Here is a 12,816-nt window from a genome sequence, read left to right on the forward strand (position 1 = left end):
GCGGGGCTCGTTATAATGGGTGTGCCGCGCGGTGATGCGTGGTTTTGGGATTCACAACAAGGAAGGACATCCCATGATTTTCGGAAATATCGAAAGCACCGATTTATCGACTATCGGCCATGAAGGCGTGCGCCGCGCAATTGAATGGGCGCGCGAGCACGACCTGTCCGCGCTGCCGTGCGGCCGCAACGATATCGATGGCGATGCGCTGTATGTAAACGTCGCTGAATACGATTCGAAGGCATTCGAAGATTGCAAGTTCGAAGCGCACAAGCGCTACATCGATGTGCAGGTTGTGGCTTCGGGCATCGAGCGCATCGATTCCCAGGTGATCGCCAAGTGCGATGCCGGCGAATTCGACGAAGAGGGCGACTTCATGCTGCTCGAGGGTGAGGCCGCTACCCAGGTGATTCTTGAGCCGGGCAGCTTCGCGGCATACTTCCCCGACGATGCCCATAAGCCGGGCATTGCGGTTGATGGCGCTTCCCATAACAAGAAATGCGTCTTCAAAGTATTGGTGTAAATCGGCGTATTGCAACTTTCAGCGGTGCCCGCACTTAAGAGGCCCTAAGCCCAATAAGAAGCGGCGGGCGGCGTCGGTAATGGAGAAGAGCGGCTCGGGTTCATTCTGGCCGCTCTTCTTCGTTTCCTGAGGTCTTTTACGCTCCTAATACAGCAAGCTGAATGATTCCTGCGAAGAGTGATGGGATGGAACCAGCTCCTGCGGCAAGGGTAAAATATCCATCGGAGCTCTCCTTCAATACTTCTTCAACGCTCCTTCGAATCTAAAATTGAAAGCGTCAACCGCCGGACGTTGAAACCTGCTAAATGCTCCGGGCGTTTAGCAGGTTTTGGTTTCTGGGCGTGTTATTGAGGGCGTGAATTGCGCTTTTTCAGAATCGCCCACACGATGGCGGCCCCGATGGCTGCAGCGCAGGTGTCGACGAGCCAATCCATGGGGTCGCAGCTTCGGCTGGGCGTAAAGATCTGGTGGAACTCGTCGCTTACGCCATAAAGGCTCGAAAAGATGAGCGCGATGAGCGGGGCGGGGAAGTCGCCGAGCATGCCTGCGGGGCGTGCGCCTGCGTTGCTCTCGAATGCGGTCCACGGCGTGAAGCGCAGCGCGTTTGCGAGCGCGGCGCCAAGCAGCAGGTATTCCGTGAAATGTCCCACGGGCGATACGTCGACCTCGTGGCCGAAGAGCGCCGTGGCGCCCGCAACCAAGAGATTTTTGACGATTGAGACGATGCCCGAGTGGTTATCGAGGTCGTTGCCCGTTTTCGCGCTCATGCAGAAAATGAAGGCGAGCATAATCGCGACGGCCGCCCATGAAAGAAACGCGCATGCGCGGCGTGGGAGGCGGGGGCGATTCGAGCCTTCGAGCTCTTCGCTGGTTGTGGCCTTTGATTCGTCGATGACGTGCGAACTTTCGCGCATGGGTGTGTCCGCGCTTTTGTTTGTGATGCGAGATTGCGTTTTCATGGTTTGTGATTCTATCAAATCGATGGGTTACGGCCGCAACGGCCAAGGTTTTCGTTACCATTAATAAGTTATATCCACGCGGGCGATACATTCACATTCGGAAAGGCGCATCCATGGCCGAAGACCACACGAACCAGCAACCTCAGCAACCGCCGCAACCTGCGGCGCCGCAGGGTTTTGACGCGCAGCAAAGCCAAGCGTACGCTCAGGGCCAGGCGCAGCCGTTTGCCCAGTCCCAGCCGTATGGACAGCCTCAAGCGCAGCAGCCGTACGGGCAACCCGGCGCTCAGCAATACGCTCAGCCCGGGTGCGGCCAGCAAGGCTACGCCCAGCAGTACTATGCTCCCGCGGCGCAGCCCGCGTATGTCGCGCCCGCGCCGAAGAAAAAGAGCATGGCGCCCTGGATTGCACTCGGCGTGATTCTGTTCGCCGTCGTATTCTGCTTCACCGTTGGGGCTATGTCGTGCTCGAGCGCGGTGCATTCCCTCTCGAATTTCGGCATGGGTTCTGTCGAGGAAGAGTTCACCGATGGGCCCACCGTGGCGGTCATCGATATTTCGGGAACCATTCAATATGACGGCACGGCCTGCTCTCCCGAAGGCCTTTCGTCGCTGCTCAACCAGGCGGAGGAAAACGACGATATCGAAGCTGTGGTTTTGCGCGTCGATTCGGGCGGCGGCACGGCAACGGCGGGCGAGGAAATGGCTGAATACGTGAAACGCTTCAGCAAGCCCGTGGTGGTCTCGAGCGCGTCGATGAATTGCAGCGCGGCATACGAGATTTCGAGTCAGGCCGACTTGATTTACGTGAACAAGACCACCGACATCGGAGCCATTGGCACGGTGATGCAGGTGACCGATCTTTCGGAGCTGCTCGACAAGTTGGGCATCAAGGTCGACAATATCGCGTCGGCGGAATCGAAGGATTCGAGCTACGGCACGCGTCCCCTTACTGACGAAGAGCGCGCCTACTACCAGGAGCTCATCGATGTGACGAACGAAGTCTTCGTCGAGAACGTGGCAGAGGGGCGCTCAATGAGCCTTGATGAGGCTCGCGCGCTTGCGACGGGCCTTCCGTTCACCGGCGAGCAGGCTGTCGAGAACGGCCTCGCCGATGAAGTGGGCGTTTTCGATGACGCAATTGAAGCCGCCGCGCAACTCGCGGGTCTCGGTTCCGACTACAATGTGATTACGCTTACCCAGTCGAGCGACTTGAGCTCGCTGATGGATTTGCTTTCTGAAAGCGACAGCGACTCGGCCACTTCGGCCGCCGCCGCGAAATTGATTGAACTGTTGAAGAACGAGGGGGTTCTTTCGTGAGCTATACCAGCGAACTGACTTGGCCTGCGCGTGCGGTTGTTACCGCGGGCATGCCCTATGGCAATAAGAAGCTGCACTTCGGCCACGTTGCGGGCGTGTTCGTGCCCGCCGACGCCTATGCGCGCTTCCTTCGCGACCGCATTGGCGAACAGAATGTGCTCTTCGTTTCTGGCACCGACTGCTTCGGCTCGCCTATCCAGGAGGGCTACCGCAAGGCCTGCGAAAACGAGGGCTTCGAGGGTACCATCGTCGACTATGTGCAGCGCAACCACGATGCGCAGAAGGCGACGCTCGATGCTTACGACATCTCGCTTTCCATTTACGAGGGTTCGGGCATTGGCCGCGCGGGCGAAGTGCATCAGCGCGTGACGAACGACCTGCTTGAAAAGCTGCATGAAAACGGCCACTTGCGCCTTATGGAAACGCTGCAGTTCTACGACCCTGAGGCGGGCCAGTTCCTCAACGGCCGCCAGGTGCATGGCTATTGCCCCGTGCAGGGCTGCAAGTCGGAAAAGGCCTATGCCGACGAATGCGACCTGGGCCACCAGTTCGATCCCGCCGACCTTATCAAGCCCACGTCGTCGCTCACGGGTTGCGTGCCTGAGCTTCGTCCCGTGCGCAATTGGTATTTCGACTTGCCGAATTTCCGCGAACAGCTTGGCGAGATTGCCGAAAACCTCGAGGCCGACCCCGAGGTGCGTCCCGTGGTGTCGCAGACGGCCAAGGAATTCCTCGTGCCGCCCGTCATCTATATCAAAAACGAGCTCGAGGCCGACTATCGCGCTATCGAGTCGAAATTGCCTGCGCATGAGTTCCATGCCGCCGAAGGCAACAAACAGAGCTTTGAACTCGAGTTCGCCAACATCGAATCGCGCGACGCCGCCCGCGACGAGCTCACCGCCGCCGGAATTCGCTTCCGTACGGGCAAGGCGCTCGTGCCGTTCCGCATTTCCGGCAATGTGGAGTGGGGCGTGAAGGTGCCCGAGATGGAAGGCGTTGACGACCTTACGGTGTGGTGCTGGCCCGAAAGCCTGTGGGCTCCCGTGAGCTTCTCGGCCACGGCGCTCGAGGCTCGCGGCGAAGAGCTGAGCGCGGTGCGCGACTGGTGGTGCAGCCCCGATGCGCGCGTGTACCAGTTCATCGGCCAAGACAACCTGTATTTCTACGGCGTTGCCCAGCCCGCGCTGTGGATGGCGCTCGAGAATGGCAATGCCGAGGTTGCGTACCCGCAGCCGGGCGACTTGCAGCAAACGACGCTCATCGCGAACCATCACATTCTGTTCGGCAAGGTGAAGGCGTCGTCTTCGGGCGCGGTGAAGCCTCCTTCGGCCGATCAGCTGCTCGAGCACTATACGGTCGACCAGCTGCGCGCCCATTGGCTTGGCTTGGGCCTCGATGTGAAATCGGTGGGCTTCAAGCCCAAGCCGTTCGAGGTCGACGAGGCGAAGCGCAACGATCCCCGCGTGGCCGACCCCGTGCTTAAGGAAGGCGCGTTGCTCACGAACGTGTTCAACCGCTTGGCGCGCAGCTGCTTCTACGAGGCGCAGAAGAACTTCGAGGGCTTCATGCCCCTTGGCGCTCCCGCGGCCGACGTGGTGGCGCGCTGCCACAAAGCCATGGCTGAATATGAGGCCATTATGCACAAGGCCGAACTGCATTCGGTCATGACGCTTATGGACGACTTCATCCGCTGGGCGCAGAAGCATTGGGCCGACGGCATCAAGACCGCCGAGGGCGCCGACGATGCCGACATGCGTCGTCAGATCCTGGTTGACAGCTTCTTCACGCTGCGCGTCGCCACGCTGCTCATGCATCCTGTGGCGCCCGACGGCTGCGAGAAGATCGTGGAGCATTTGGGCCTGCCCGCCGAGCGAGTGTTCAGCTGGAACGCGCCGTTCGAGGGTATGGCTGAGCTGTGCGATGCCGCCGACGTCGAGGTGGGCCGTCACGCCATTGTGGAGCTTCCGCCGCGCACCGACTTCTTCGCGAAGCACGAATCGCAGTTCAAATAAGACGCGCGTTGCGGGAAAGGACTCTCATGGATAAGACGAAAACGCTTGTACTGGTGGCTCATCCCCATCTTGCCGATGGATCGCGCGTGAATGCGCGCTGGGCGCGCGAGCTTCGAAAGCACCCGGAATCGATTGAAGTGCGCGATTTGGCTGCTGAGATTGCCGCAAACGGCGGAACCATTGATGCCGATGCGTGGCACGCGGTGCTCGACGCCCATGACACGATCGTGTTCCAATTCCCGGTGTACTGGTACAGCTGCCCTCCCGTGTTGCGCGCATGGGAAGACGAGGTGTATACGTTCGGTTGGTCGCATGGCGGCGAGCGTGTGCAGCCGGGCGAGCCGGGCAGGAAGATGGCTGGCAAGAAAATCGCCTATGCCGTGAGTGCGGGCGACGCCGAGGAGCATTATGACGAGGCGGGCCCCGTTGGTTTCGGCATGGCGCAGGTGCTCGCCCCGTTCCATGCGACGGCGAATTACCTCGACGCGACGTATGTCGATGCGCCGTGGACCCTCTTTGGCGCCGAGGCCGACTTGAGCGACGAAGAGCTCGACCGCAATGCCGAAGGCTATGCGGAATGGGTTTTGTCGCTGTAGCGTTCGGCTCGAATGCGGAACTGGCGAAAGCGCGTCTCGATTCCGTGAAACTCTCGAATCTTCACAGCTTCTCCCTTGCAATGCAGGGTAGGGACTGTGGTATTATTCGAGGGCTGTGTCCTGCCTTGGTCGGAAACCAAGGCACTCTGTCAAAGGAGAATACCAATGAAGCAGGGAATTCATCCCGAATACGTCGAGTGCACCGTCAAGTGCACCTGCGGCAACGTCTTCACCACTCACTCCACCAAGAGCGAGCTGAAGATCGACATCTGCAACAAGTGCCATCCGTTCTTCACCGGCACCCAGAAGCTCATCGACACCGGTGGACGCGTCCAGCGCTTCGCCGACAAGTTCGGTTCTGCTGCCGACATGGTCGCCAAGGCTGAGGCCGAGAAGAAGGCTGCTAAGGCTGCGAAGGCTGCCGAGCTCGAGGCCGCTAAGAAGGCCGAGCGCGAAGCTAAGGCCGCCGAGAAGGCTAAGCGTGCTGCTGAGTACGCCAAGAAGGCTGAGGCCGAAGCCGCTAAGGCTGCCGCTGAGGCTCCTGCCGAGGAAGCCGCTCCCGCTGAGGAAGCTGCCGCCGAGGCCACCGAAGCTGCCGCTGAGTAGTTTCAAACGCGAATACATCGCATAAAGAAGAAGCCCGCTCAATGAGCGGGCTTCTTTGTTTGGCTGAAATTCGTGTAACGTCTTGATGGGTGGTGTGCCATTCGCTGAAAGTGCGTTATACTTTCGAGCGCAAATGCTAAGACGAAGACAGCGGCTTGCAGACGCGTGCTTTTCAGAGAAGGGCCCCTTGGCTGGAAGGGCCTCAAGCGCGCAGCGACGCCGATTCCCTTCCGAGCAGCATGGTTGAACGCTGGCGGGCATATCCCGCGGATTCGCAACTAGGCCATGCCGGGCGCTCCCGTTACAGGGCATACGAGCGGGCGGCACGCTTGCGCGGTTTCGCGTGAAGGCCGTCAACCAAGGTGGTACCGCGAGAGCCTTCTTTCGTCCTTGGGCTGCGAGTTCGAGCAATCAAATTCGGCCGAGGGGTGAAAGAAGGCTCTTTTTTATTGGCGAAGGTCGCGCAACCTCGGGCGCGGCGGCTGGGCGGCACGGCCGCTTGGCACAACAACGAAAGGCGAAGGCTATGGCAATAGTCGACGAGCTCAACGAGCTTAATGCCCAAGCCCTGCGCGACATCGAGTCGGCGGCCGACACGGCGGCGCTCGAAGAGGTCCGCGTAGCCGTGCTTGGCAAGAAGGGCACGCTTACGGGCTACCTGCGCGGCATGGGTCAGCTTCCCAAGGAAGAACGCGCCGAAGTGGGCAAAACCGCGAATATCGTGCGCAATGCAGTCGAGTCGGCGCTCACGAATCGCAAGGAAGCGCTCGCGAAGGCAGAACTGCTTGCGAAGATGGACGCGGAAGCCGTGGACATCACGCTTCCCGGCCGCGGCCAGCAGGTTGGCACGCGTCACCTGATCAGCGGCATTATCGATGAGATTTCCGACATCTTCCTTGGCATGGGCTATTCCGTTGCTTCCGGCACCGAGGCCGAGACCGACTATTACAACTTCGAGGCCCTGAACGCTCCCGCCGACCACCCGTCGCGCGGCATGCAGGATACGTTCTACCTGGTCGACCGCACGGGCGAGCAGGCTGCTGTGAAGGGTGAATCGGCGGCGCTTCTGCGCACGCAAACCTCGGGCGTGCAGGTGCACACCATGGAGGAAAACAAGCCGCCTATCTACATCATCGCGCCGGGCAAGGTGTACCGTCGCGACGTTGCCGACCCGAGCCACCTGCCTCAGTTCCACCAGGTGGAAGGCCTTGTCGTTGACAAGGGCATTTCGTTTGGCGACCTGAAGGGCACGCTCGACTATTTCTGCAAGCAGATGTTCGGCCCCGATCGCAAGACGCGTTTCCGCGCGCACTACTTCCCGTTTACCGAGCCTTCCGCCGAAGCCGACGTGAGCTGCGGCGTGTGCGGTGGTTCGGGTCATTTGCACAACGGCGAGAAGTGCCGCATGTGCAAAGGCACCGGTTGGCTTGAGATTCTGGGTTGCGGCATGGTCGACCCGAACGTCTACGGCTTCGTGGACATCGACCCCGAAGAGTACTCGGGCTTCGCGTTTGGCATGGGCGTCGAGCGCATCGCATGCTTGAAGTACAACGTGCCCGACTTGCGTATGTTGCTCGAAGGCGACATGCGTTTCTTGCGTCAATTCTAAAAAATTTATTTTTTAGAATTGACTGCCGACGCTGCGGTCTTCCGTGGCACGTCGCCTTAAGGCTTTCGGGCTTGCCCTCGCGTAGCGAAGTACGCTCGGCCGCCCGACACCTTAATTCGACGCACCACAAAAGCCCTCGCTGACTTTTGGTTGACCTGAAGCGATTGATTAAATAAAAGGCCCGCTCGCTGACTTTGTTGGACCAGTGATGGCTGTTTAGATAGGACGAATTATGAAAGTTTCTTTGAAGTGGCTTTCCGATTATGTCGAGGTGCCTTCTGATATTAAGGCGTTCTGCGACAAGCTCGACCTTACGGGTACGGGCGTCGAGGGCGTTGACAAACTTGGCGCCGCGTTCGACGGCGTGGTCGTGGGCTATGTTGAGACGTGCGAAGACCACCCCGATTCCGACCACATGCATGTGGTGAAGGTGAATGTGGGCGGCGACGAACCGATTCAGATCGTGTGCGGCGCCCCGAACATCGCCGCCGGCATCAAGGTGCCCGTTGCCACGATTGGTGCGGTGCTCCCCGGCGATTTCAAAATCAAGAAGTCGAAGCTTCGTGGCGTGACCTCTATGGGCATGTGCTGCTCGAAGCGCGAATTGGGCATGGGCACTGACCATGAAGGCATTTGGGTGCTTCCTGAAGATGCGCAGATCGGTCAGCCCATCGCCGATTTCATGGGCCTTACCGATACGGTGCTCGACCTGGAGATTACTCCGAACCGCCCCGATAGCCTCTCCGTTGTGGGCTTCGCCCGCGAAGTTGGTGCCATGTACGCCAAGCCGTGGACGAATCCGTTGCAGGACATGGCTGCCAAGCTGGAGCTTGCGGGTGAGCCTGAGCCCGGCGCCGTGAAAATTGACGTTACCGATGCTGTGCGCTGCCCGCGCTATACCGCTCGCGTGATTCGTGGCGTGAAGGTGGGCCCGAGCCCCGACTGGATGGTCGAGCGCCTTGCCGCCATTGGTCAGCGCTCCGTGAACAACGTTGTTGACGTGACGAACTACATTCTGTTCCTGTTCGGCCAGCCGCTGCATGCGTTTGACCTGAATAAGATCAAGAACGCCGAAGGTGTGGCCCATATTGTGGTTCGCGCTGCCGAAGATGGCGAGAAACTTACGACACTCGATGGCGAGCATCGCGAGCTCACGAGTGACATGACGGTTATTTCCACGCCCGAGCAGGGTGCCGTGGCTCTCGCGGGCGTTATGGGCGGCCTTGATACCGAGGTCACCGAGGAAACGACCGATATTCTTCTCGAAACCGCTGTGTTCGAGCCTGGCCGCACGAGCCGCACGAGCCGTAACCTGGGCTTGTTCAGCGAGAGCTCCATGCGCTACGAGCGCGGTGTTGACGACCATGGCGTCGAGGTGCGCTCGGCCGCCGCTGCAGCGCTTATCGTCGAAGTCGCCGGCGGCACCGTTGCCCGCATTGGTGAAGACGGCTGCGGCATTGTTGACGCGTGGCCCGCTCCCAGCGAGCAGCCGCACCTGCAGTTCCGCGTGAAGCGCTTCCAGGCCATGATGGGCGCCGACATCCTGCGCGATTTCATCGTTGATACGCTCAAGTGCCTTGGCTGTGAAGTGGCCCAAACCGAAGACGAAGACGTGCTGTCGGTGGTTTCGCCTACGTTCCGCCCCGACCTGCCGCGCGAGATCGACCTGTACGAAGAAGTGCTGCGCCTCTATGGCATGGACAATATTCCCACCACGCTTCCCGCTGGTCGCGGTCGCATTGGCGTGCGCACGAACGCGCAGCTCGTGGATGCGAAAATCCATCGCACCCTTTCTGCGTGCGGCATCAACGAGACCATGACCTATTCGTTCGCCGCGGGCGACGATCTTGACAAGCTGCGCATGAAGGAAGACGGCCTGGGCGAGGCGGTTGAGCTCATTAACCCCATGAATTCGGAGCAGGCGTTCATGCGCCGCACTGTGGTTCCCGGCCTGCTGCGCAGCGTCGCGCACAACCAGGCGCATGGCGTGTCGAATATTCAGCTGTACGAAATCGGTACCGTGTTTGCGGCCCATGAGGGCGATCGCAAGCCGAAGGAGCGCCGCAAGCTGGCCTGCGTTTTGGCGGGCGCCATGGACGACAAAGGTTGGAACACCGACCCGCGTGCGTTCGATTTCTTCGATGGAAAGGGCGCGCTTGAGGCCATCGCTCGCGAGCTGGCGTTGCCGAAGGTTCGCTTCAAGGCGCTTTCCGCCGAAGATGCGCCGCATTTGCAGCCTGGCCGCGCGGCCGAGATGCTTTCCGGTGGTGACGTGATTGGCTGGGTGGGCGAGCTGCACCCGCTGGCGGTTGCTGCCTACGATGCCGAGGGCCCCGTGGTGGCGTTCGAGCTTGATATGGCTGCGCTTGAGCGCAATGCCCGTCCGGCTCGCGACTATGTCGACGTGCCGCAGTTCCCGGGCGTCGAGCGCGATGCCGCGTTCGTCGTGGACGAGGCCGTGACGTGCGAGAAGATTATGCAGTGCATGCAGAGCGCGGGCGGCAAGCTGCTCGAGAGCGTGCATCTGTTCGATGTGTACCGCGACGCCGAGCGCGTGGGCGAGGGCAAGAAGTCCATGGCGTTCTCGCTGACGTATCGCGCTGCCGACCGCACGCTGACGAGCGAAGAGGTCGACAAGGCGCACGAGAAGCTCGTGACGAAGGTGTCGAAGGCCACGGGCGCAGAGATGCGCGGCTAGAGCACTTCCGCATTCATTGAAATGGGGGCCATATCGGCCCCCATTTTTGTTTCGAACGATTTAGAGAAATGAATGCTCGTAAAGCGAGTGCGTGCCAATTGCCAGGCTTATTGATCTTGCAACCTGCGAATGACGGCGGCGACGTTTTCGGCATCGATGCTGGAATAGCACATCACAAATACGGTGTCGTCGCCCGCGAGCGAGCCCGCGACGCCTTTGAGCTCGGCCGCGTCGAGCGCCACGGTGACGCCGCTCGCGATGCCAGAAGGCGTGCGCAGCACGATGAAGTTGTTCACAACCTCGATGGAATCGACCAGCTCGCCCACCATGCGTTGCAGGCGAAGGTCTTCGGGCAACACGTAATAGCCCTCGCGCGATTTCGCCAAGCCCATGCCCGCGATGTCGCGGGAGACAGTTGCCTGCGTGCAGTCGTAGCCTTCAGCGGAAAGCTGCTCGACCAGGTCGCGTTGGGTTTTGATGTTGCCTTTTCGGATAATGTCGCGAATTACATCGTGACGTACGGCGCGTTTCGTCATTTCGTTCCCCTCAGCCGAAATTATGAATGCATAAAATACGTGGCAAAGCCTTCGTGATGCATAAATTGTACTCCTTGCGGCGGAAAAATACACCTATTTCCCCGTTCATTGGGGGATTTTTGAATATACGAGGGGGAGGGATAAAAATGCAAGGAATGAAGGGGCGTCTTGGCGGTCGGGCTGCGTTAGAGGCTTTCGCCGTAGTGGTCGCGTACAAGGTCGATGAGCTCTTGGTTTGAGTGGACATCGAGTTTTGCGTAGGCGTTTTTCGCATGGGTGCGAACGGTGTTTTGCGAGACGAACAGCGTTTCGGCAATGTAATTCTTGCTGCGCCCTTGGGCGATGAGCGCGGCGACCTCGGCTTCGCGGTTGGAAAACCCGAAAGAGCGTTTGAGCCATTCTTCGATGGGCTCTTGGGCTGTTGCTCTGTCGTTGATATCGTCGCGTTCTGCGGCGCCGGGGACAGCCGAGGCGGTGGACGCGCTGCGGGGCGTGGTTTGCGACCCATCATTGTCGAGCGCGTTGTCGGCTTCTTGATCGGGGAGCTTTTGGTTAGCAAGGTGAAGTTCGGGACGTGCTTGTTCGTGCCCATCGCTTCGGCGGCGTTTTGCTTCGTTGCCGTTCGTATCGAATAGGGGCCTTGTTTGGGGAAGCTCTCCTGAAAGAAGCAATGCCATGCTCATAGCGAGCGCGAATACGATGATGCCGATAATCACATTTGCCGCTGTGCTTGCAATGCCCGTGGCTCCGAGCGCAATAATTGCCACGCGTCCAAGATCTCGCGCCAAAACGCGCGCGGCCCACGCAAAGCCGTAAATCGCAAGCGGATTGACGGAGCTGTGCCGCGAGATGTCTTGCATGGTCACCCAAATAACGGCAAGCATAAGCGTGTCGGCGATATTCACGATAGCGATGGCGAATGACGCGGCTTCGTTGGGCAGCGTGGAAAGCAGGAGCATCCCTCCGGCAACCAAGGCTATTTCTATGCGCCAGAGGAAAATGAAACTCAGGCGTTTTTGCGCGATGCACGTCCACCATATGATGAAAAGGGCAATGATAACCACGCCGAGTTGGTGTACGACGCGGCCGGATACGCCCATGCTCACGGGTTCTCCTATGGGAAATCCGCGTGAAATGCCGAGCGCCAAGCCAAAAATTGCAAATCCAATAAGAAAAGTCGCCATCGTTTTGCGTGGTTCGTCGTCGTAAACAGGCTTTTCCGAATTGGGCGCAAGAGGCGCTTTCATCGCGTTTTGGTAGCACAAAAGCGAGATTGCCGGCATGAACATGCTTGTGACGTATGCAGACGATTCATCCATGAAGCTGAGGGCCAAGCCTCCGAGGGAGCCCAGGGCGAGTGAGAGGAATCCGTAGAGAATCGCCTGGCGAACCCCAAGGCGTACATAGGCCGCAATCCACGTTCCGCCGCCAAAAGCGCCGCCAATGCCGCCAAGGATGCATGTTGCCGCGAACGCCCACGTGGCGTGAATTTCGGTATTAACTACGAGAAATACGGTGGACAGGGTCATAAGGATGCAGCCCGTCCAGGCGATTGCATTGTTCGCGGAGGAACTCGGGGTTTTGCGCAATGCGATGCATGCGGCAATGAGCATGGTAAGGCCATAGAACAGCTGGTTCACGATAGACAAAAGCCCAGCATCACTTTGGGTGTACGAGCCGAAGAAGTTTGACTGCATCCACACGCGTACGGCAGCGAGTCCAAGAAACGATGCGAGAAATGGCTGCATTGTCGCGAGGGCGCGTTGCATTTTCGGGATGTCGTTGGACACAGGTTCTCCTTTGGGCGATTGTGGCGAACGTCGAACGATTGTACAACCTTTCTGGGAGGCGCAAAGCTCACACGTTTGGTGTGAGTGCTGCATTTTCGCAGAACATCACCCCTTTGGTGTTTTGTGGGCTTCTTTGGCGCGGCGTAGGGTTCGTTGCGTTGAGATGCG

10 protein-coding genes are annotated in these 12,816 nt (G+C 59.4%); 7 read left to right on the forward strand and 3 right to left on the reverse strand.

Features of this window, described 5'->3' with window-relative positions:
* Window positions 1-73 precede the first annotated feature (73 nt).
* The gene (locus tag Q0D41_RS04935; RefSeq protein WP_294376059.1) at window positions 74-523 is read left to right on the forward strand and encodes a YhcH/YjgK/YiaL family protein; all 450 of its coding nucleotides are present in this window, start codon (window positions 74-76) and stop codon (window positions 521-523) included.
* A 344-nt stretch (window positions 524-867) separates the two neighbouring features.
* On the opposite strand, the gene Q0D41_RS04940 is transcribed toward Q0D41_RS04935, so the two are convergent.
* Complete coding sequence (locus Q0D41_RS04940; RefSeq protein ID WP_294376061.1) at window positions 868-1,437, reverse strand: VanZ family protein; 570 nt, start codon at window positions 1,435-1,437, stop codon at window positions 868-870.
* 158 nt (window positions 1,438-1,595) lie between these two features.
* Here Q0D41_RS04940 and sppA point away from each other — a divergent pair, with 158 nt between their 5' ends.
* From sppA to pheT, 6 genes are all read left to right on the forward strand, one after another.
* Entirely contained in the window at window positions 1,596-2,801 is a 1,206-nt protein-coding gene (gene sppA, locus Q0D41_RS04945) for a signal peptide peptidase SppA (protein WP_294376065.1), read from the forward strand.
* Window positions 2,798-4,813: a class I tRNA ligase family protein gene (locus Q0D41_RS04950; protein ID WP_294376068.1), complete on the forward strand. Its 2,016-nt coding sequence runs from the start codon at window positions 2,798-2,800 to the stop codon at window positions 4,811-4,813. The genes sppA and Q0D41_RS04950 overlap by 4 nt, the downstream gene beginning before the upstream one ends.
* A 26-nt stretch (window positions 4,814-4,839) precedes the next feature.
* Window positions 4,840-5,409 (forward strand): NAD(P)H-dependent oxidoreductase, encoded by a 570-nt coding sequence (locus Q0D41_RS04955; RefSeq protein ID WP_294376070.1) that lies wholly within the window; start codon window positions 4,840-4,842, stop codon window positions 5,407-5,409.
* A 165-nt stretch (window positions 5,410-5,574) separates the two neighbouring features.
* Window positions 5,575-6,015, forward strand: coding sequence for a 50S ribosomal protein L31 (rpmE, locus tag Q0D41_RS04960; RefSeq protein ID WP_114614871.1), 441 nt, complete (start codon window positions 5,575-5,577; stop codon window positions 6,013-6,015).
* Window positions 6,016-6,541: 526 nt separating this feature from the next.
* Complete coding sequence (pheS, locus tag Q0D41_RS04965; protein ID WP_294376077.1) at window positions 6,542-7,624, forward strand: phenylalanine--tRNA ligase subunit alpha; 1,083 nt, start codon at window positions 6,542-6,544, stop codon at window positions 7,622-7,624.
* 232 nt (window positions 7,625-7,856) lie between these two features.
* The gene (gene pheT, locus Q0D41_RS04970; protein ID WP_294376080.1) at window positions 7,857-10,322 is read left to right on the forward strand and encodes a phenylalanine--tRNA ligase subunit beta; all 2,466 of its coding nucleotides are present in this window, start codon (window positions 7,857-7,859) and stop codon (window positions 10,320-10,322) included.
* Window positions 10,323-10,429: 107 nt separating this feature from the next.
* Here pheT and Q0D41_RS04975 read toward each other — a convergent pair whose 3' ends face one another.
* Together Q0D41_RS04975 and Q0D41_RS04980 are read right to left on the reverse strand one after the other, a co-directional pair.
* Entirely contained in the window at window positions 10,430-10,858 is a 429-nt protein-coding gene (locus Q0D41_RS04975) for an arginine repressor (RefSeq protein WP_114614874.1), read from the reverse strand.
* Between the two features lie 185 nt (window positions 10,859-11,043).
* On the reverse strand, window positions 11,044-12,648 hold the full coding sequence (locus Q0D41_RS04980; RefSeq protein ID WP_294376087.1) for a LuxR C-terminal-related transcriptional regulator: 1,605 nt from the start codon (window positions 12,646-12,648) through the stop codon (window positions 11,044-11,046).
* Between the last annotated feature and the right edge of the window lie 168 nt (window positions 12,649-12,816).

Source organism: uncultured Slackia sp. (assembly GCF_934630525.1).
Classification (GTDB): domain Bacteria; phylum Actinomycetota; class Coriobacteriia; order Coriobacteriales; family Eggerthellaceae; genus Slackia.

Bases quoted from the DNA above. Each gene is read 5' to 3' on its own strand.
- Q0D41_RS04935 (WP_294376059.1), top strand. From the start codon at position 74: ATGATTTTCGGAAATATCGAAAGCACCGATTTATCGACTATCGGCCAT.
- Q0D41_RS04940 (WP_294376061.1), bottom strand. From the start codon at position 1,437: ATGCGCGAAAGTTCGCACGTCATCGACGAATCAAAGGCCACAACCAGC.
- sppA (WP_294376065.1), top strand. From the start codon at position 1,596: ATGGCCGAAGACCACACGAACCAGCAACCTCAGCAACCGCCGCAACCT.
- Q0D41_RS04955 (WP_294376070.1), top strand. From the start codon at position 4,840: ATGGATAAGACGAAAACGCTTGTACTGGTGGCTCATCCCCATCTTGCC.
- rpmE (WP_114614871.1), top strand. From the start codon at position 5,575: ATGAAGCAGGGAATTCATCCCGAATACGTCGAGTGCACCGTCAAGTGC.
- pheS (WP_294376077.1), top strand. From the start codon at position 6,542: ATGGCAATAGTCGACGAGCTCAACGAGCTTAATGCCCAAGCCCTGCGC.
- pheT (WP_294376080.1), top strand. From the start codon at position 7,857: ATGAAAGTTTCTTTGAAGTGGCTTTCCGATTATGTCGAGGTGCCTTCT.
- Q0D41_RS04975 (WP_114614874.1), bottom strand. From the start codon at position 10,858: ATGACGAAACGCGCCGTACGTCACGATGTAATTCGCGACATTATCCGA.